At 66.0% G+C, this 18,869-nt stretch carries 14 protein-coding genes; 6 read left to right on the top strand and 8 right to left on the bottom strand.

Annotation, left to right across the window (positions count from 1 at the left end; translation table 11 throughout):
- The first annotated feature begins 297 nt into the window (after positions 1-297).
- The gene (locus ACTXG9_RS12905) at positions 298-2,685 is read left to right on the top strand and encodes a TonB-dependent receptor plug domain-containing protein (RefSeq protein ID WP_456115859.1); all 2,388 of its coding nucleotides are present in this window, start codon (positions 298-300) and stop codon (positions 2,683-2,685) included.
- 96 nt (positions 2,686-2,781) lie between these two features.
- Here ACTXG9_RS12905 and ACTXG9_RS12900 read toward each other — a convergent pair whose 3' ends face one another.
- The 3 genes from ACTXG9_RS12900 to ACTXG9_RS12890 are packed head-to-tail and all read right to left on the bottom strand — an operon-like array spanning position 2,782 to position 4,871.
- Positions 2,782-3,789, bottom strand: a complete 1,008-nt coding sequence (locus ACTXG9_RS12900; protein ID WP_456115858.1) for a hypothetical protein — start codon at positions 3,787-3,789, stop codon at positions 2,782-2,784.
- Positions 3,790-4,287: a hypothetical protein gene (locus ACTXG9_RS12895; protein WP_109814736.1), complete on the bottom strand. Its 498-nt coding sequence runs from the start codon at positions 4,285-4,287 to the stop codon at positions 3,790-3,792. It lies immediately after the preceding gene.
- A gap of 44 nt (positions 4,288-4,331) precedes the next feature.
- Positions 4,332-4,871, bottom strand: coding sequence for a hypothetical protein (locus ACTXG9_RS12890; protein WP_456115857.1), 540 nt, complete (start codon positions 4,869-4,871; stop codon positions 4,332-4,334).
- 483 nt (positions 4,872-5,354) lie between these two features.
- On the opposite strand from ACTXG9_RS12890, the gene ybaL reads away from it, so the two are divergent.
- Positions 5,355-7,052, top strand: coding sequence for a YbaL family putative K(+) efflux transporter (ybaL, locus tag ACTXG9_RS12885; RefSeq protein ID WP_456115856.1), 1,698 nt, complete (start codon positions 5,355-5,357; stop codon positions 7,050-7,052).
- A gap of 449 nt (positions 7,053-7,501) precedes the next feature.
- Here the strand turns inward: ybaL and ACTXG9_RS12880 are convergent, their stop codons facing one another.
- Entirely contained in the window at positions 7,502-8,788 is a 1,287-nt protein-coding gene (locus ACTXG9_RS12880; RefSeq protein ID WP_288040779.1) for an O-acetylhomoserine aminocarboxypropyltransferase/cysteine synthase family protein, read from the bottom strand.
- 182 nt (positions 8,789-8,970) lie between these two features.
- On the opposite strand from ACTXG9_RS12880, the gene ACTXG9_RS12875 reads away from it, so the two are divergent.
- The 3 genes from ACTXG9_RS12875 (at position 8,971) to ACTXG9_RS12865 (ending at position 11,935) form a co-directional block, all read left to right on the top strand.
- Positions 8,971-9,708, top strand: a complete 738-nt coding sequence (locus ACTXG9_RS12875; protein ID WP_456115855.1) for a winged helix-turn-helix domain-containing protein — start codon at positions 8,971-8,973, stop codon at positions 9,706-9,708.
- Positions 9,705-10,994: an ATP-binding protein gene (locus ACTXG9_RS12870; RefSeq protein ID WP_456115854.1), complete on the top strand. Its 1,290-nt coding sequence runs from the start codon at positions 9,705-9,707 to the stop codon at positions 10,992-10,994. Before ACTXG9_RS12875 ends, ACTXG9_RS12870 begins: the two co-directional genes overlap by 4 nt.
- Positions 10,995-11,134: 140 nt before the next feature.
- Complete coding sequence (locus ACTXG9_RS12865) at positions 11,135-11,935, top strand: MipA/OmpV family protein (RefSeq protein WP_021204727.1); 801 nt, start codon at positions 11,135-11,137, stop codon at positions 11,933-11,935.
- Positions 11,936-11,974: 39 nt separating this feature from the next.
- Here ACTXG9_RS12865 and ACTXG9_RS12860 read toward each other — a convergent pair whose 3' ends face one another.
- The 3 genes from ACTXG9_RS12860 to ACTXG9_RS12850 form a co-directional block, all read right to left on the bottom strand.
- A complete protein-coding gene (locus tag ACTXG9_RS12860) occupies positions 11,975-12,520 on the bottom strand; it encodes a hypothetical protein (RefSeq protein ID WP_456115853.1) in 546 nt (181 codons plus the stop codon).
- 93 nt (positions 12,521-12,613) lie between these two features.
- The gene (gene clpB / locus ACTXG9_RS12855) at positions 12,614-15,199 is read right to left on the bottom strand and encodes an ATP-dependent chaperone ClpB (RefSeq protein ID WP_456115852.1); all 2,586 of its coding nucleotides are present in this window, start codon (positions 15,197-15,199) and stop codon (positions 12,614-12,616) included.
- A gap of 181 nt (positions 15,200-15,380) precedes the next feature.
- A complete protein-coding gene (locus ACTXG9_RS12850; RefSeq protein WP_021204730.1) occupies positions 15,381-16,202 on the bottom strand; it encodes a DUF3014 domain-containing protein in 822 nt (273 codons plus the stop codon).
- A gap of 169 nt (positions 16,203-16,371) precedes the next feature.
- Between ACTXG9_RS12850 and ACTXG9_RS12845 the strand changes: the two genes are divergently transcribed.
- Positions 16,372-17,082: a glutathione S-transferase gene (locus tag ACTXG9_RS12845; RefSeq protein WP_024957830.1), complete on the top strand. Its 711-nt coding sequence runs from the start codon at positions 16,372-16,374 to the stop codon at positions 17,080-17,082.
- A gap of 164 nt (positions 17,083-17,246) precedes the next feature.
- Here ACTXG9_RS12845 and ACTXG9_RS12840 read toward each other — a convergent pair whose 3' ends face one another.
- Positions 17,247-18,857 (bottom strand): hypothetical protein, encoded by a 1,611-nt coding sequence (locus ACTXG9_RS12840; protein WP_456115851.1) that lies wholly within the window; start codon positions 18,855-18,857, stop codon positions 17,247-17,249.
- Positions 18,858-18,869 lie beyond the last annotated feature (12 nt).

Below are 18,869 nucleotides of genomic sequence, written 5' to 3'. Positions count from 1 at the left end.
GTGAGCACTGTTCCTGCGACGCAATTCTAGCGTTAACGAATACTTGACGCGTCCCGGGATGCGCAGTGGCCGACGTTCCTCTCTCCCACGTCCTCGCCGCGCGCGTCCCGGGTCTCCTCCCCGCCGATGCCTGCCCGGGCTAAATGGTTGCTGCTGCAACGTTTTTTCCGATGACCGGCATTTGACAGGCACTGAATATCCCGTTAATTGCTGTATTGCGCACCGCAACAACCGCCGTCCGCCTCACCCCCGTGATGTCGATTCCGGTGCCGCCCCCGCCAACCGGAGCCCATCCCGATGACCCGCAAGACCAGCCTGATCGCCGCCGCCGTCGCTGTCGCACTCGGTGGCTCTCCGTTCGTCGCCGCCGCCCAGCAGGCCGGCACCGCCGCCAATACCCTGGACACCGTGATCGTCACCGGCACCCGCGTGGCCGACCGCACCGTCGCCGAATCGCAGTCGCCGATCGACATCATCACCCCTGAAGTGCTGCAGTCCACCGGCACCAGTGAGCTGGCCACCGCACTGTCGCGCGCCCTGCCCTCGCTGAACTTCCCGCGCCCGGCCTTGACCGACGGCACCAGTGGCGTGCGCCCGGCGCAGCTGCGCGGCCTGTCACCGGACCAGGTGCTGGTGCTGGTCAACGGCAAGCGCCGCCACACCTCGGCGATGATCAACGTCAACGGCAGCATCGGCCGTGGCTCGTCGGCGGTGGACATCAACGCGATCCCGATCGCCGCGATCGAGCGCGTGGAAGTGCTGCGCGACGGCGCGTCGGCGCAGTACGGCTCGGACGCCATCGCCGGCGTCATCAACATCGTGCTCAAGGGCAGCGGCCGTGGCGGCAGCCTGGCCGTGGACTACGGCCAGTACTCGGCCGGTGACGGCAACAAGTACCAGCTCTCCGGCGACACCGGCATCGAGTTCGGCAACGGCCACGGCCGGGTGCACGTGGCCGGCCAGATCAGCCAGCAGGACGAGAGCAACCGCGCCGGCCCGTACCGCGGCACCACGCCGAACACCGGCAACTTCCCCAGCATCGGCCAGAAGACCTTCATCGTCGGCGACCCGCGCGTGGATGCCACCGCCGCCTCGGCCAACGCCAGCTTCGACTTCAGCGACCACGTGACCGGCTACGCCAGCGCGCTGCTCAGCAACCGCGACATCACCTCGTTCGCGTTCTACCGTTCGCGCAACCACAGCGGGCAGAGCGCGCTGCTGGCGCAGACCTACCCGGACGGCTACGTGCCGGAGATCAACCAGTACTCCAAGGACCGCTCGCTGGTGGCCGGGGTCAAGGGCAACACCGACAACGGCTGGACCTGGGACCTGAGCCTGAACCACGGCGAGAACACCCTCGACTTCCACACCCGCAACAGCATCAACTACAGCCTCGGCGCCACCAGCCCGCGCTCGTTCTACGACGGCACGCTGAAGTACCAGCAGGACATCTTCAATGCCGACCTGACCAAGTCACTGGACTGGGGCCTGGCCTACCCGGTCACGCTGTCCTTCGGCGGTGAGTACCGCAAGGAGAAGTGGGACCAGAACCCGGGCGAACTGAACTCGTACACCGGCAGCGGCGCGCAGGGCTTCGCGGGCTTCACCCCGACCAATGAAGTGCATGCCGACCGCCACAACTACGCGGTCTATGCCGGCCTGGAAGCGGACCTGACCGAGAAGTTCTCGGCCGGCATCACCGGCCGCTACGAGGACTACTCGGACTTCGGCGACCGCTTCTCCGGCAAGCTGTCGGCGCGCTATGCATTCACCGACAAGGTCGCGCTGCGTGCCACCGCCTCCAGCGGTTTCCGCGCGCCCTCGCTGGCGCAGCAGGGCTACCAGGCGGTGACCAGCCAGTTCCTCAATGGCGTGTTCGTCGAGCGTGGCACCTTCCCGACCACCAGCCCGGCCGCGCAGGCGCTGGGCGCCTCGCCGTTGAAGGCCGAAACCTCCACCTCCTACAGCCTGGGCCTGGTGCTGCAGCCGGTGGACCGCCTGTACATCACCGTCGATGCGTACCAGATCGACATTGATGACCGCATCGCGCTGTCGTCCAGCATCACCACCAACGCCGCCACCAGCGCGCTGCTGGGCACCCTCGGCCTGCCGCAGGTGACCGCGTTCTCGTACTTCACCAACGGCCTGGATACGCGCACCCGCGGCGTCGACTTCGTGTCCAGCTATACGGTGCCGTTCAACGCCAGCAGCCTGGAGCTGACCGCCGCCTACAGCTACAACGACACCGAAGTGCGCCGTGTCGGCGGCACCCCAGCGGTGTTCGGCACGTTGGGCCTGACCCAGTCGCTGATCGGCCGTGATGAGATCGGTCGCATCGAGGACAGCTACCCGCGCGACAAGGCGATCCTGAGTGGCACCTGGCGTTCGGATCACTGGGAACTGGGCCTGGCCGCCACCCGCTACGGCAAGTTCACCGTGCGCAACTCGGCCACCGCGCTGCGCGACCAGACCTACGGCGATGCCTGGGTGGTGGATGCCTCGGCCAGCTACAAGCCGAGCAGCAACTGGACCCTGACCGTGGGCGCCGACAACCTGCTGGACAAGTACCCGGACCGCACCGAAGACCTGCAGAACTCCACCTTCGGCATGCTGCCCTACAGCAACTACTCGCCGTTCGGCTTCAACGGCGCGTATGTGTACGGGCGGATCAAGTACACCTGGTAAGGGGTAGTGCCGGCCGCTGGCCGGCAACTCCTAGCCACATCTCTCACACCCGCCGGAGTGATCCGGCGGGTGTTTTATTATGTGCTGCGGGCAAGATCAGCCGCGCGGCTGGCAATTGGACGTGCGATGACCTTCTACGATTACACGGACAGACTCGAGACAGTTGTCCAGACTGTCAAAATTCACGCTCACTTGAAGACCAGGCAGCGACCACCTCGCGCTGCCAAACGTTCCTTCATCAAGCCAACGACTGGCTCGTTGATCCATGCGCTCTTCGAGAATGGACGGCGGATCATCGAATTGAAGGCCGAATGGCAGCGGCCCAGCCCAGGCTCTTGAGTTTCCCAGTCGATCGCGGACGAAACTGATGCCGGTGCATACCGGATGGCTACCGGGCACGCCCTGCCTACTGTCAAAGTAAAGGATGAAGCCATGCTCGTCGGCTCTATCAACGACCTCGCTGCTCGCCTCCGCCATCAGACTCGCAAGACCAAGGTCCCGGAACGCGACTTGGAAATCGGGGTCATTGGTCGATCTGCCGAGGACAGCGAGCACCTGCTCCGCCGAAGGGTACTCGCGCGTTGCCGGTGCGCAAGCCAATGGATGCATGGGAATTCCCAAGCTGATATCAAAGATCCCACACGCTCCTGCCTGTTTGATGCATCCAGCCTGATACGTCAGACGGATGCGGTAGTCAGGCAACCACCACGCGTCACGCCTGCCGGCGTGCAAGCTGCCCCCAAAGCCCGCCGTGGCGAGCCTTTCGCGCGCTGTCGTCCTATCGTCCTCCCATTGCAGGCCAAACAGCAGGTCGCCTTCGTACCTGCGCATGACATCCGGAATGCCGGCCGTCACCGCAACGTTGGTGAAGATCAGCTCACCGCTCTTGCCGTGCGAAGCAATGGATCGCCCGTTCCAGTAGTTGCGCTCGCTGAAGGAGAACAGCATGCCCCGCGCGCTCACACGCACAATCGCCTCGTAAGGGCTTTTGGCAGGACGGGCCAGCTCTGGCCTTCGCCTGACGCCAAGCGACTGCAGCATCGTTGAGACGGCTGGGTCAGTGGCGCTTCTGCCAAACAGCGCCGTTATCGCCTGTAGGTCCATTCATTCCTCTTGTGGCAGCCCCAGGCTGACGCAGCGGACTCCCCTTTCACCGTCGTAGTCGACAGCCAGCTCCAGCTTTCCGAGCATCCATGCGTCGACATTGCCAGACAGACCAAACACCATTGGCGCCCCCAGATCGGCAGATGCGTCCGACCTGATCTGGTCCCTGGACATCAGGAAGTTCAGGCCGAAAGGCATCGGCCCTTCATACTGGGTGCCGGTGTCATTTCGCCAGCCCCAGAAGATCACGTCGGTGAGCATCCAGGGGCCATCATCGATGTCGTGATAGGCGGTCTCTGAGACCAGACCGGCATCCTTGAATTCAAGCTGCAGTCCAGCAGCGTCATCTGCCCAGATCCGGTGACCACTGACACCCAGGCGGTAATCATCCAGATTCTGAAGCTGGATTCCGATCCTGGAAAAGATGGTTTCGAGCTCCTTCGATTCCGAATCTCTACCGATCGCGGCGATGAACTCTTCAACGGTGGGATGATTCATGAAATTCCGCCTATCTGTATGGGCGAGATGCGCCTACGTAGCGCTTACGGATGATGATCGCTACGCTTGATGGGGATGCTCAACGAGATGCAGCGAATCGAGTCATCTGGACCAGAGAAATCAACCGCAAGCTCCAAGCCACTGACGCACCAGACATCCACCTCACCATCAAATCCCATTTCAACAGCATTCCCTGCACTCAACGCGGCGAGTCGCTCCCTTACATGCTGGCGCAGCATGGAAAAGCTCAGTCCACAGGGCAACGGGCCTGAGTAGGCAGGCTTCTGCTTCCTGACTTTGTTCTTCTTACTCACTCTCGCTCCCCAGAGCGCTACGCTCGTCAGTACCCAGGGCCCTTCGTCCAGGTCGTGGCAAGGAATGTCCACCAGCAGCCCGACGTCCTTGAATTCCAACTCCAGCGTATTTTCCTCGTCAGTCCAGAACCGCATTCCCGCCAACTTCAACGGATAGTGACGAAAGTCGCGCTCACCAATTTCCAGATCAAGGAGCAAGCGGGACAGGGGCGCCGAGCTTGTGTCTTGACCTATCGCCTGAATCACTACGCCAATGGCGGGAAGCTTCATGTGGTCGTTCGCCCATGCGGTCTGGAGAGAGCAGGCCCCTCTGATTGGTCAGCAGAACGGAGTAGCAGACACATGGTGACGTGTTCCGGACTCGAGGAACCCTCCGCCAGATTGCAAACTTCAGCCCCGTCGCCTGCGCCTCCCGGCCGGCCACCGGCCCTTGGATGCTGTCGCATCGACTGAAAATCTTGGCGCACAGGGGCAAAGGGTCCTGCGATGGCACCGCCGCGTATCGAACCCATCCCCTTCCCGTGCCTTTCTCGGGTGGCGTCGGCCTGCCTGCGGTTCACGGTCCAGAGCCACTGGCCACCCCAAATAGGTCCGATCCCGACAGCGCCACCCTCGATCGCGCCGCACACGCCAGGCCGGACGCCGACCACTGATGGCTCCGCCCACGCAACGATCCGATACGCTGGCCCGGTTTGCCGTATGTGGCCGCATCGGTGAAAATCGGGGCATTCCCCCGATTTCCTGCGAGTGCCGATGCACCATGACACCGACCTGATCAACATCGTGGCCGTTGGCCTGGGGCTCGCCTTCATCTTCGGCGCGCTGGCCAACAAGCTCCGCTTGTCTCCCCTGGTCGGTTACCTGGTTGCTGGCATCTGCGTAGGCCCGTTCACCCCCGGCTTCGTCGCCGACCAGGCGCTGGCCAACCAGCTGGCCGAACTGGGCGTGATGCTGCTGATGTTCGGCGTCGGCCTGCACTTCTCGCTGAAGGACCTGATGGCGGTCAAGGCCATCGCCATCCCCGGTGCCATCGGCCAGATCGCGGTGGCCACCCTGCTCGGCTGGGGCGTGGCCTCGCTGATGGGCTGGCCCGCCATCCATGGCGTCATCTTCGGTTTCTCGCTAGCCACCGCCAGTACCGTGGTGCTGCTGCGGGCGATGGAGGAACGCCGTCTGCTGGAGACCATGCGCGGCAAGATCGCGGTCGGCTGGCTGATCGTGGAAGACCTGGCCTGTGTGCTGGCACTGGTGATGATGCCGGTGATGGCCGGTGTGTTCGGCCCCGACGCGGCCAAGGAGTCGCACTCGCTCGGCAGCGTGCTGGCCGACATCGGCTGGACCTTCGTGCAGCTGGGCCTGTTCGTGGCGGTGATGCTGGTGGTCGGGCGCCGGGTCATCCCGTGGATCCTCGAACGTATCGCCGGTACCGGCTCGCGCGAGCTGTTCACTCTGTCCGTGCTGGCGATCGCGCTGGGCGTGGCGTTCGGCTCGGCGATGCTGTTCGGCGTCTCGTTCGCGCTGGGCGCGTTCTTCGCTGGCATGCTGCTCAACGAATCAGAACTGAGCCACAAGGCCGCGCATGATTCGCTGCCGCTGCGCGATGCGTTCGCGGTGTTGTTCTTTGTGTCGGTCGGCATGCTGTTCGACCCCAACATCATCGTGCAGCACCCGTGGCAGGTGCTGGCCACGGTGCTGATCATCATGTTCGGCAAGTCGGCCGCCGCGTTCTTCATCGTGCGTGCGTTCGGCCACCCGACCAGCACCGCGCTGACCATCTCGGCCAGCCTGGCGCAGATCGGCGAGTTCGCCTTCATCATCGCCGGCCTCGGCGTGGCGCTGCAGATCCTGCCGAAGGAAGGCCAGTCGCTGGTGCTGGCCGGTGCGCTGGTGTCGATCATGCTCAACCCACTGGTGTTCGGCCTGCTCGACCGTTGGCAGGCCAAGCAGGAGCAGTCCCCGCAGGCACCCGAGCCGCCTGAAGCCATCGGCCCGTCACGGGACCTGCATGACCACGCCATCGTGATCGGCTATGGCCGGGTCGGCAGCGAACTGGCGCAGGTGCTGAGCGACCGTGGCGTGCCGGTGCTGGTGATCGATGACAACAAAGAGCACGTCGAGCAGGCGCACGCCAAGGGCCTGGCAGCGATCCGTGGAAGCGCCGCCGCCGACCGGGTGCTGGCCGAGGCCCATCCGGAGCTGGCCAAGATCGCAGTGCTGGCGATCCCACAGCCGCTGGAAGCCGGCGAGGCACTGGCCAAGCTGCGTGCGATCAACCCGGACCTGACCCTGCTGGCGCGCGCGCACAGCGATGCGGAAGTGAAGCATCTGCTGGAACACGGTGCCGATGGCACGGTGATGGCCGAACGTGAGCTGGCTTACTCGCTGGCGGAGATGATCATGTCCACACCGCCGTACCGGAATCTGGGGCAGCACAGTATCCCGGTGGTGTGAGGGGTGTGGGTGCGGCAGGGCTTGCAGCCCTGCACCTGCCAAGGCAACAGCAAAGGCAAAGGCAAAAGCTGACTATCCGTGGGATGGCGGGGTGGGTCCGGTTGCAGGGGACGCCGTGAATCCGTCCATGGAGGCTCGGTCGCGCCATCCATGGCGCTCACGCCCCTGCAACCGGACCCACCCCGCCTTCGACAGATTCCTGCGATCTGTCGGAACGGCGTTCTGCTCTGGTAGGTGCCGCCCTGGGTCGACACGTCGGCGCATGGGTCAGATCCGTTTTCCACAGGAAAACGGATCTGACCCCGGAAACAAAAAAGATCCCCGGTCGACCCGCATCGACCGGGGATCTGGATCGCCACGTTGCCACGCCTTGGAGAGGCAGTTCCACCGTAGCGCATCGCGCCACCGGTGGTGATCGCCTGTGGCGATATGCACCAAGCGCGCGGCTATCAGGCGGCGGCCAGGGCCTGCTCCAGGTCGGCGCGCAGGTCGCCGATGTGCTCGATGCCGATCGACAGCCGCACGGTGTCTTCGCTGACGCCGGCCTTGGCCAGTTCCGCCGCATCCAACTGGCGGTGGGTGGTCGAGGCCGGATGGGTGGCCAGTGACTTCGCATCGCCCAGGTTGACCAGGCGGGTGAACAATTTCAGCGCGTCAAGGAAACGTGCGCCTGCCTCGCGCCCGCCCGGCAGGCCGAAGGTCAGCACGCCCGAGCCGTGCCCACCCAGATAGCGCTGCGCGGCGGCGTGCTCGGGGTCGTCGGCCAGTCCGGCGTAACGCACCCAGGCGACCTTGTCGTGCGCCTTCAGGAACTGCGCGACGGCCAGTGCATTGGCGTTGATGCGTTCCATGCGCAGGGCCAGGGTCTCGATGCCCTGCAGGATCAGGAACGCATTGAACGGCGACAACGCGGCACCGGTATTGCGCAGCGGGACCACCCGCGCGCGCCCGATGTAGGCCGCCGGCCCCAGTGCTTCGGTATAGACCACGCCGTGGTAACTGGGGTCGGGTTGGTTGAGGCGGGCGAAACGCTTCGGCTGCGCCGCCCAGTCGAAGCGGCCGGAGTCGATGATGGCACCGCCGAGGCTGGTGCCGTGGCCGCCCAGGTACTTGGTCAGCGAATGCACCACGATGTCGGCGCCGTGCTCGAATGGGCGCAGCAGGAACGGCGTGGCCACGGTGTTGTCGACGATCAGGGGCACGCCAGGGGCATGCGCGACCTCGGCGATGGCGGCGATGTCGGTGACGTTGCCACGCGGGTTGCCGATGGATTCGACGAACACCGCCTTGGTGCGCTCGTCGATCAGCGCGGCGAACGCAGAAGGATCAGCCGGATCAGCAAAGCGCGCCTGGATGCCGTACTGCGGCAGCGTGTGCGCCAGCAGGTTGAGGCTGCCGCCATACAGCGCGCTGGAGGCGACGATGTTGTCCCCGGCCTCTGCAATGGTCTGGATGGCATAGGTGATCGCGGCCTGCCCCGAGGCCAGCGCCAGCGCACCGATGCCGCCTTCCAGCGCAGCCAGGCGCTGCTCCAGTACGTCGGTGGTGGGGTTCATGATGCGGGTATAGATGTTGCCGGGCACCTTCAGGTCGAACAGGTCGGCGCCATGCTGGGTGTCATCGAAGGCATACGCCACCGTCTGGTAGATCGGCACCGCCACCGCGCGGGTGGTCGGGTCGGGACGGTAGCCGCCGTGCACGGCCAGGGTTTCCAGTTGCCACTGCGGGTCGCTCATCGGGCCAGGCTCCATCCGGGGAAACCGCCACCATAGGCCAGCCGTCGCCCGCCGCTGAAAGCTGCTGGCGATGACGCCCATACCGGGGGTTATCAGGTTGGCCGCGATTCAGGCAGCGGTCACGGGGCGTTGATAGGCTTCGCCGCCGGGCGCTCCTGCCCGGGCACGGAGGCCCCACGCGCATGCAGCCATCCCCCTGGACACCAACCGCCAACGGTACTCCGACGCAGGTCCTGCTGGTGGAGGACGACCGTCGCCTGGCCGAACTGGTCAGCGACTATCTCCACGAACATGGTTTCGCCGTGCAGCATGTGGCCCGCGGCGACCTGGCCGGCGCCGCCTGCCGCCAGCATGCGCCCGAGCTGGTGGTACTGGACCTGATGCTGCCCGGCCTCTGCGGCATCGACGTGTGCCGGCAGATCCGCAGTTTCTCCGACGTGCCGATCCTGATGCTGACCGCCTGCGAAGACGACATCGAGCAGGTGCTGGGCCTGGAATCGGGCGCCGATGACTATGTGCACAAACCGATCGAGCCGCGCCTGCTGCTGGCCCGCCTGCGCGCCCTGCTGCGCCGCCGCCATGGCAGCAGCAACACCGGCACACCCAGCCGTCTGATGCATGGCGAACTGCTGATCGACCGCATGCAGCGCGAAGTGCACCTGCACGGTCAGCCGGTCGAGCTGGGCACCACGGAATTCGAGATCCTGTGGCTGCTGGCCAGCCAGCCGGGGCAGATCCTGTCGCGCGACCATATCCTGCAGGCGGTGCGCGGCATCGGCTTTGACGGCCTGGACCGCAGTGTCGATGTCAGCATCGGCAAGCTGCGCCGCAAGCTCGGCGATGATGCGCGCGAGCCGCGGCGGATCAAGACCGTGTGGGGCCGCGGCTACCAGTTCAATCCGTCGGCCTGGACGGCATGAAGCGGCTGTTCCTGTGGTTGTGGTTTATCACGGGTGCCTGCTTCCTGGTGTCGGTGTTCTTCCTCAACCACATCCTGGACGGCATCTACACGCCCGTGCAGGATCGCGTCTTCGTCCAGCAGGTGCGCGGGCAGGTGTACGCCCTGCGCAGTGGCCTGGCCGGCCTGGATGCCGACCAGCAGCGTGAGCGCCTGCAGCAGTGGCAGCCACACTACGGCATCGCCCTGACCCTGCTCGACAAACCTCCAGCACTCGACGCGCAGGAACAGGTGGCCGTGAAGGCCGATGGTTTCATCGTGCGCGATCAATACCAGCAGGTCCTGCTGCCCATCGAGGGCAGCGATGGCCGCTGGCTGCACCTGCGCCTGCCTGGCGCGGTGCAGATGACGACGTACATGACCATCGCCGCCTACCTCAGCATCCTGCTGCTGGTGGGCGCCAGCCTGTACGCGTGGGTGCGCCTGCTCTGGCGCGACCTGGAAGCGCTGCGCCTGCACGCCGACCGCATCGGCGCTGGCGATCTGCAGGCACGTGCGCAGGTCTCGCCACGCTCGCAGATCCGGGTCATCGTCGACCACTCCAACCGCATGGCGGCACGCGTGGCCGAACTGGTGCAGCGCCAGCGCGACCTGACCCATGCGATCTCGCATGAGCTGCGCACGCCGATCGCGCGCGTGGCCTTCGGCCTGGACCTGATGCAGGACAGCGACGATCACGAACGCCGTGCACGGCTGGCACAGGGGCTGCACGGCGATCTGGCCGAACTCAACCGGCTGGTCAGCGAACTGCTGGCGTATGAGCGCCTGGAGCACCCCAGCGAAGGCGAACCGATGCAGCGTATCGAAGCCAATGACTGGCTGCAGGCCTGCCTGGCCGATGCGCGCCGTGATGCCGAACGTGCCGGGGTGGTACTGCGCGTGCAGCCCAGTGCGTTGCCACGGGTGGATGCCGAACCACGCCTGCTGCAGCTGGCACTCAGCAATCTGGTCGGCAATGCGCTGCGCCATGCGCGCTCGCAGGTGGAAGTCTCGCTGGTCGGTGTCGGCGGCCGCGCCTGCCTGCGCGTGGATGACGATGGCCCCGGCATCGCCGAAGCCGATCGGGAGAAGGTGATGCGTCCATTCACCCGCCTGGACGACAGCCGCAGCCGCGACACCGGGGGCTTCGGCCTGGGCCTGGCCATTGTCAGCCGCATCGCCGCCCGCCACGGCGGCGAGCTGCGCATCAGCCGCGCCACGCTGGGCGGCGCACGCCTGGAAATGCACTGGCCGCTGGCTGCCAGCTGAACGCCCACGGGCGCAATTACAGTTGATTACAACTCCCGCACAACTGCGGACGGATCGGTCGCCGGCGTATCGCCACGCTAGCGACCCTGCAGCACTCGCCGGATGCGCGCGCTGCTTTCCTCCCATTGTCGAGAGTTTCCATGTCCCAGCTTCGCCGTTCCCCCGCCCTGCTCCACCTGGCCCTGTTGCCGCTGTTCGCCGCACCGATCGCCCACGCCAGGGATGACCACTGGACCTTCGAGCTCGCTGCCGGCGGTGGCGTGGCGCCGCGCTACAGCGGCAGCGAGGAGTATCGTGCGACGCCGTCGTTGTCCTTTGATGTCACCTCGCCGGGTGGATGGTTTCTGGGCACCAGTGGCATTGGCTGGGGCACCTCCATCGGCGAGCACACCCGCGTGCGCGCGTATGTCGGCGCCAGCGGCATCCGCAAGGAAAAGGACTCGCTGCTCGGCGGTTCCGACTTCCTGCGCGGCATGGGTGATATCGATACCCGTCCCCTGGTCGGCGTCTCGGCTGGTTATACGCTGGGCGAAGCCGTGCTGAGCGGCTCCTGGCAGTTCACCCGCAAAGACGAGGACAAGGCCGAGAACGGCCTGGCCACCCAGCAGGTGCACTTGAACCTGAGCATGCCGCTGTTCGACCTGGCCGGCGGCGTGGTCAGCGGCAGCGTGTCCACCGACTACGGCAACCGCGGTTACATGCAGACCTGGTACGGCGTCAGCCCGGAACAGGCTGCGCGTACCGGCTTTGCCGAGCACAAGCCAAAGGCCGGCCTGGTCAGTGCCGGTGTCGGCCTGAAGTGGAGCCACCGCGTGGGCCGCAACGGCAACTGGTACATCTCGGCCGAAGGCACGCGCCTGCTCGGTGATGCCGCCGACAGCCCGATCGTGCAGAAGGCGAACCAGTTCGGCTTGATGAGCGGCTATACGCACCGCTTCTGATGCATGAAGGGCGCCGCTGGGCGCCCTCTTCTGCTGCGATCAGCGGCAGGCCGGGGCGTCGCCGCTGCCGCACAAGCCAACCTCGCGCAGCCAGCCGATCCACTGCACGACGTCGTCCTTCTCCGGTTCGGCGCGGAACGACTTCTGCACGGTGTGGAAGCCCTGCCTGCCCTGCATGCCCTTGATCCAGGTGAACTCCGGTTTGCCGGTGCCGGGGTTCAGCGGGCAACTGAGCATCAGCAGCGCGAATGGCCGTCCGCCCTCCTCGCCTTCGCGGATCCAGTGGCTCTGCGCAGCCGGACAGGCCATGCGCCACCCCGCCTCGATGATGCCGAGGAACTCGCGCGGACTCACATGGCCACTGTTCGGCGCATCGTTGACGGTGACCAGGTCGGTCCAGTCCTGCACGGTCTGGCCCTGCGGCACGTACTCGGTGATGCGGTTGCCTTGTGCGTCGGTGCTCTGGTGGGCCTGCTGGTAACCCTTCATCGGCGGCAGCTGGACCTGTTCGACGGCTGCGGCGTGTCCAGCAACTGCAGCGAGCGCCAGCGCCACGCAGAGTGAAACCCTGCGGGTAACGTCCATGCGGTTCTCCTCGTCCTTGCGAAAGTAAAACGGGATTATTGTGCCTTGCTGAGGCTTTGGTGGCGCGCCAGCCATGGCAGGCGCGCCACCGGTTCAGGCCTTGGCGAACACCAGGCGGCCGCCGTCGTTTCCGACTTCGATGGTGTCGCCGTTGACGAAAGCACCCGACAGGATCTGCTGTGCCAGCGGATTCTCCAGCTGCGACTGGATTGCACGCTTCAACGGGCGCGCGCCATACACCGGATCGAAGCCGACGTTGCCGAGCAGGTCGAACGCCGCATCGGAGACCGCCAGCTTCAACCCACGCTCGGCCAGCCGCTTCTCCAGCCCTCGCATCTGGATGCGCGCGATCTGCTTGATCTGCTGCTTGTCCAGCGGGTGGAACACCACGATGTCGTCCAGGCGGTTGATGAACTCCGGCCGGAAGTGCGCCTGTACCACGCCCATCACCGCCGCCTTCATCTGCGTGTAGGCCTCCGGACTGTCGTCGGCGCTCATGTCCTGGATCTGGTGCGAGCCCAGGTTCGAGGTCATCACGATGACGGTGTTGCGGAAGTCCACGGTACGGCCCTGTCCATCGGTCAGGCGGCCATCGTCCAGCACCTGCAGCAGGATGTTGAACACATCCGGATGCGCCTTCTCCACCTCATCGAGCAGGATCAGCGAATACGGGCGACGACGCACGGCCTCGGTCAGGTAACCGCCTTCCTCGTAGCCGACGTAGCCCGGGGGCGCACCGATCAGGCGGGCGACGCTGTGCTTTTCCATGAACTCGCTCATGTCGATGCGGATCATCGCGTCGGCACTGTCGAACAGGAACTCGGCCAGCGACTTGCACAGCTCGGTCTTGCCGACGCCGGTCGGGCCGAGGAACAGGAACGAGCCGGCCGGACGATTCGGATCGGACAGGCCGGCACGCGAGCGGCGTACCGCATCGGAGACGACCTTGATCGCTTCTTCCTGGCCGACCACGCGGTTGTGCAGCACCTCTTCCATGCGCAACAGCTTGTCGCGCTCGCCTTCGAGCATCTTGTTGACCGGGATGCCGGTCCAGCGCGATACGACTTCGGCAATCTCCTCGTCGGTCACGCGGTCCTGCACCAGCTTGAAGTCCTTGTGCTCGGCTTCCTGGGCCGCAGCCAGCTGCTTTTCCAGTTGTGGCAACAGGCCGTACTGGATCTCGCTCATCTTGGCGAAATCCTGGCGGCGCTGCGCGCCTTCCAGCTCCAGCTTGGCCTGCTCGACCTGTTCCTTGATCTTGGTTGCGCCCTGCAGCGCGGCCTTCTCCGACTTCCAGATTTCATTGAGATCGGAGAACTCGCGCTCCAGCGCATCGATGTCCTTCTCCAGATCGGCCAGGCGCTGCCGCGAGGCTTCGTCCTTCTCCTTTTTCAGCATCTCGCGCTGGATCTTCAGCTGGATCACCCGGCGTTCCAGGCGATCCAGCTCCTCCGGCTTGGAGTCGATCTCCATGCGCAGGCGCGAAGCGGCTTCGTCCATCAGGTCGATGGCCTTGTCCGGCAGCTGGCGGTCGGTGATGTAGCGGTTGGACAGCGTGGCTGCAGCCACGATGGCCGGGTCGGTGATTTCCACACCGTGGTGCACGGCGTACTTTTCCTTCAGCCCGCGCAGGATCGCGATGGTGTCCTCCACCGTGGGTTCGCCGACGAACACCTTCTGGAAGCGGCGCTCCAGCGCAGCGTCCTTCTCGATGTACTTGCGGTATTCGTCCAGCGTGGTGGCGCCGATGCAGTGCAGCTCGCCGCGCGCCAGCGCTGGCTTCAGCATGTTGCCGGCATCCATCGCGCCATCAGCCTTGCCGGCGCCGACCATGGTGTGCAGCTCGTCGATGAACAGGATGATCTGTCCTTCGTTCTTGGCCAGGTCGTTGAGCACGCCCTTCAGGCGCTCCTCGAATTCACCGCGGAACTTGGCGCCGGCGATCAGCGCGCCCATGTCCAGCGACAGCACGCGCTTGCCGCGCAGGCCTTCGGGCACTTCGTCATTGATGATGCGCTGGGCGAGCCCTTCCACGATTGCGGTCTTGCCCACGCCGGGTTCGCCGATCAGCACCGGGTTGTTCTTGGTCCGGCGCTGCAGCACCTGGATCGTGCGGCGGATTTCCTCGTCACGGCCGATCACCGGATCGAGCTTGCCGCTCTCGGCACGCGCGGTCAGGTCGATGGTGTACTTCTCCAGCGCTTGCCGCTGTTCCTCGGCATTCTCCGACTGCACGTTCTCGCCGCCACGCAGCTTGTCGATCGCAGCCTGCAGGCGGGTCTTGTCGGCACCGGCGGCGCGCAGCGCCATGCCCAGCGTGCCGCCGTCTTCCAGCGCCGCGAGCACGAACCACTCGCTGGCAATGAAGGCATCGCCGTGCTGCTGGGCCAGCTTGTCGGTCTGGTTCAGCAGGCGCCCCAGGTCATTGCCCATCGAGACGTTGCCGGCCTGGCCGGACACCTTCGGCAGTGCATCCAGCGCCTCGGTCAGGCGCTCGCGCAGCACCGGCACGTTCACCCCGGCCTGGGCCAGCAGCGGGCGCGTGCTGCCGCCCTGCTGGTCCAGCAGCGCGCTGAACAGGTGAACCGGTTCGATGATGCTGTTGTCGCGGCCCACGGCCAGCGACTGTGCGTCTGCCAGCGCCTGCTGGAAACGCGAGGTGAGCTTGTCCATCCGCATTGCGAATCCTCATCGGTCATCAGGGCCGGCCCGCGCCGGCGATGCTGGGAAGATGCGGTTGCCCCACCCCGTTTCAAGGGTGGCTGCGACTGCACCCCGGGGCCAGTCAGCCTGCGGCCAGCATGCCGGAACGGGTGTGGTCGGCGCGTTGATCCCGATCAGTTCGGCACGGTGGACGGGCTCAGCGGGTGATCGCGCTGCGGATCGCCCGCAGCTGCTGCTTGATCGCCCGCGCCTGTGCAGGATCCATGCGTAGCAGGGCCTTCTGCCCGATCGAGCGTGACTGCAGGGTGGGATCGACGAAGCGGTAACGGCCGCGCTCATCGCGCTGCACCAGAGGCGCCTGGGCCAGTTCCGGGGTATCAAGCAGATGGTCGATCACCGCGACCAGGCGATCATTGAAATATCCGTCGGGCCGGCCCAGGTCGACGTAGGCCTGCTGGATCAACGGATAGAAGCGCTTGTAGGCCGTTGCCGTTGCTGCCGGATCCAGCGCGGTGAAGGCCTGCACATAGGGCGCATAGCGCGCCGCGTTGCTGGCGGCGGTGCGATCACCGCCTTCGCCGGGCTCGACCTGGAGGTTGCCCGGCAGCGGCCGTGCGGCCAGCGCAGTGGGCGGCACGCTGGGCCTGTCCAGGTTGTCGACCTGGGTGACCAGGCGCTGGATCAGGTGATCGCGCAGCAGCAGGGTCAGCGGCCCTTCGCCCTGGAACAGCTGGCTCAATGCACCCCAGGCAGCCGTATCGCTGTCAGCCAGCTTCGGCAGTGCCGGATCAGCGGCGGCCTCGGTATCCAGCGGATGCCTGATCGACGGTGGTGCTGGCGCGGGTTCCGCGGCCGCCTGCGGTTGTGGCGCTGCGCTGGTACTGACGGCAGTTGACTGCACCGGCACCGAAACACCATCTGCCAAGTGCTTCAGCTGATCCCGGAACAACCAACCGCCCGCGCCGCCGATCACCACCACACCCAGCACCCAGGGCCATACCGCCTTTGCACTCTGCATGATGCAGCACCTCGTTTCACACGCATGGAGAAGGTGTGACCCCACCGGTTCCAGCCGGTTCCCCACCGGTTCCGCTGCCGTTCGGGTTCGCCCTGCACCAGAACCGCGCTCACGCCTGCTTTGCATGCCGCGCGCGAGGCTGGGGGCCTTGTCCTGCGGAGACACTGCCATGCAGTACGCGCTGTACTACTGGACCGGCATCCAGGGCCGGGGCGAGTTCGTGCGACTGGCGCTGGAAGATGCCGGCGCCGACTACATCGACATGGCGCGGGTGCACGGCGATGCGGTGATGCAGCCATTCCTGGATGGCAGCAGTGACGGGCCACAGCCCTTTGCACCGCCGTTCCTGAAGGCCGGCCGCCAGGTCATCGCGCAGGTCGCGGCGATCCTGGATTTCCTCGGCCCGACGCTGGACCTGGTGCCACAGGCGGCCTCGCGGCGGATGCAGGCGCTGCAACTGCAGCTGACCATCGCCGACCTGGTGGCCGAGGTGCACGACACCCACCATCCGATTGCCGCATCGAAGTACTACGAAGCGCAGAAGACCGAGGCCAAGGCACGTGCCGCGTCGCTGCGCAGCGAGCGCCTGCCGAAGTTCCTGGGCTACTTCGAACGGGTGCTGGCCGCCAACGGTGGCCGCCATGCACTGCGCGAGCATTCCTACGTGGATCTGTCGCTGTTCCAGCTACTGAGTGGGCTGGACTACATGTTTCCACGCCGCATGCAGGCACTGGCGCCGACCCTGCCCCTGCTGCGCGCGCTGCAGGCGCGGGTGGCGAAGCGGCCGAACATCGCCGCCTATCTGGCCTCGGAACGACGTCTGGCGTTCAACACGAATGGCATCTTCCGCCACTACCCGGAGCTGGACGCCGAACGGTAGTGCCGGCCCTGGCCGGCAGAGCGCGCTGTGATCATTCGCCGCCTGCAACACGCCCCTGTAGGGCCGAGCCATGCTCGGCTCAGAGCAGCCGAGCGCAGGCTGGGCTCTACAGAGCACCAGAAGTGGAAGGAGCGGTAGCGCCGGGCCATGCCCGGCGTCACCGGTCAATGATCGGTGCGATCAGCCAGCGGTTGCACCGGCTGCTTCTGCAGCGACAGCAGGCCCAGCAGCACCGCCAGGGCCACGTAGGCGCCGGCAAACTGCAAACTGATGATGCGCGCCAATCCTTCCAGGTCCCACGGCAGGTAGATGCCGCCGCTCGGATCCACCGAGTGGATCAGCCCGAACAGTGTCAGCAGCGCAGCCACCAGCAGGAACCCGCAGGCACGGCGCAGGCGGCCATCGACCATCGCCGCCACCGCCGAAATCCACAGCATCGAGGTGATGATGAAGCCGTTGCCGAGAGTGAAGATCACCGCCAGCTCCGGCAGGCCGTGGCCGTCGAGCTTGGTCAGCAGCTGCGCCAGCTGATCCGGTGCGATCCAGCCGGGTGCCTTGATCGCCAGCAGGTAGGCCACCGACGGCAGGAAACCGAGCACCATCGCGCCGGCATGGTGGCGCGGCGTGGCCTGGAACGCCTGCGTGGTGATGTCGATGGCCACGTACACGATGATCGGTGCCAGCACCGCCAGCGGCAACCACTGCACCAGCCCGGAGATGATGCCGAGCATGCCGCCGATGCCGACGAACAGGCCCGTCAGCAGCGTGTAACCGCTGCGCGCGCCCATGTGCTTGTACGCCGGCTGGCCGATGTAAGGCGTGGTCTGCGCCACGCCGCCGCAGACACCGGCCACCAGCGTGGCCACCGCTTCCACCAGCAGGATGTCGCGGGTGCGGTAGTCATCGCCGGCCGCACGCGCGCTTTCGGATACGTTGATGCCACCGACCACCATCAGCAGGCCGAACGGCAGCAGCAGCGGCAGGTAGGTCATCGCGGTGGGCAGGCCGTCGAGAAAGCCCAGCGTCGGCAGCGGCAGCACCACCTGCGGCGGCACCCACGCCGGCACATGGAAGCCCGGCGCGCCCAGCCCGGCCAGGCCGAGGCCGTAATACAGCACGGTGCCGAACACGAAGGCCAGCAGCACGCCCGGGCCACGCACCGGCAGTTTGCCCTTGGCGATCAGCACGTACAGCAGCAGGCCCAGCGTGGTGAAGCCGACCAGCGGCGAGCGCAGCGTTTCCAGCAGCGGCAGCAGGCCCATCAGCACCAGCGCGATGCCGGCGATGGAACCCAGCAGCGCGGCACGCGGCAGGGCGCGGGTGACCGCTTCACCGAAGAACGACAGCACGAACTTGAGCACGCCCATGATGACCAGCGCGGCCATGCCCAGCTGCCAGGTGGCGATGCCCGCCGCGTGCGGGTCCATGCCCTGCTGCTTGAAAGCGATGAAGGCCGGGCCAAGCACCAGCAGGGCCATGCCGATGCTGGTCGGGGCATCCAGGCCGAGCGGCATGGCGGTGACGTCGTCACGGCCGGTACGCGCGGCGAGCCGGCGTGCCATCAGGGTGTACAGCAGGTTGCCGATCAGCACGCCGAAGGCCGTGCCGGGGAACATGCGGCCGAACACCACGTCGGCGGGGAACTGGAAGATCCCGACCAGGGCCATGGCGATGAAGCCGAGGATGGAGAGGTTGTCGACGACCAGGCCGAAGAAGCCGTTGAAGTCGCCGGCGACGAACCAGCGACGCGGTGCGGCGGAAGCGGGAGCGGACATGGAAGGGGCGGA

The organism is Stenotrophomonas maltophilia group sp. LNF247 (assembly GCF_054083135.1).
This window is presented reverse-complemented; position numbering and strand designations above follow the sequence as displayed.

Excerpts from the sequence above, each read along its gene's own strand:
- ACTXG9_RS12905 (WP_456115859.1), top strand. The coding sequence starts at position 298 with ATGACCCGCAAGACCAGCCTGATCGCCGCCGCCGTCGCTGTCGCACTC.
- ACTXG9_RS12900 (WP_456115858.1), bottom strand. The coding sequence starts at position 3,789 with ATGGACCTACAGGCGATAACGGCGCTGTTTGGCAGAAGCGCCACTGAC.
- ACTXG9_RS12895 (WP_109814736.1), bottom strand. The coding sequence starts at position 4,287 with ATGAATCATCCCACCGTTGAAGAGTTCATCGCCGCGATCGGTAGAGAT.
- ACTXG9_RS12890 (WP_456115857.1), bottom strand. The coding sequence starts at position 4,871 with ATGAAGCTTCCCGCCATTGGCGTAGTGATTCAGGCGATAGGTCAAGAC.
- ybaL (WP_456115856.1), top strand. The coding sequence starts at position 5,355 with ATGCACCATGACACCGACCTGATCAACATCGTGGCCGTTGGCCTGGGG.
- ACTXG9_RS12880 (WP_288040779.1), bottom strand. The coding sequence starts at position 8,788 with ATGAGCGACCCGCAGTGGCAACTGGAAACCCTGGCCGTGCACGGCGGC.
- ACTXG9_RS12875 (WP_456115855.1), top strand. The coding sequence starts at position 8,971 with ATGCAGCCATCCCCCTGGACACCAACCGCCAACGGTACTCCGACGCAG.
- ACTXG9_RS12870 (WP_456115854.1), top strand. The coding sequence starts at position 9,705 with ATGAAGCGGCTGTTCCTGTGGTTGTGGTTTATCACGGGTGCCTGCTTC.
- ACTXG9_RS12865 (WP_021204727.1), top strand. The coding sequence starts at position 11,135 with ATGTCCCAGCTTCGCCGTTCCCCCGCCCTGCTCCACCTGGCCCTGTTG.
- ACTXG9_RS12860 (WP_456115853.1), bottom strand. The coding sequence starts at position 12,520 with ATGGACGTTACCCGCAGGGTTTCACTCTGCGTGGCGCTGGCGCTCGCT.
- clpB (WP_456115852.1), bottom strand. The coding sequence starts at position 15,199 with ATGCGGATGGACAAGCTCACCTCGCGTTTCCAGCAGGCGCTGGCAGAC.
- ACTXG9_RS12850 (WP_021204730.1), bottom strand. The coding sequence starts at position 16,202 with ATGCAGAGTGCAAAGGCGGTATGGCCCTGGGTGCTGGGTGTGGTGGTG.
- ACTXG9_RS12845 (WP_024957830.1), top strand. The coding sequence starts at position 16,372 with ATGCAGTACGCGCTGTACTACTGGACCGGCATCCAGGGCCGGGGCGAG.
- ACTXG9_RS12840 (WP_456115851.1), bottom strand. The coding sequence starts at position 18,857 with ATGTCCGCTCCCGCTTCCGCCGCACCGCGTCGCTGGTTCGTCGCCGGC.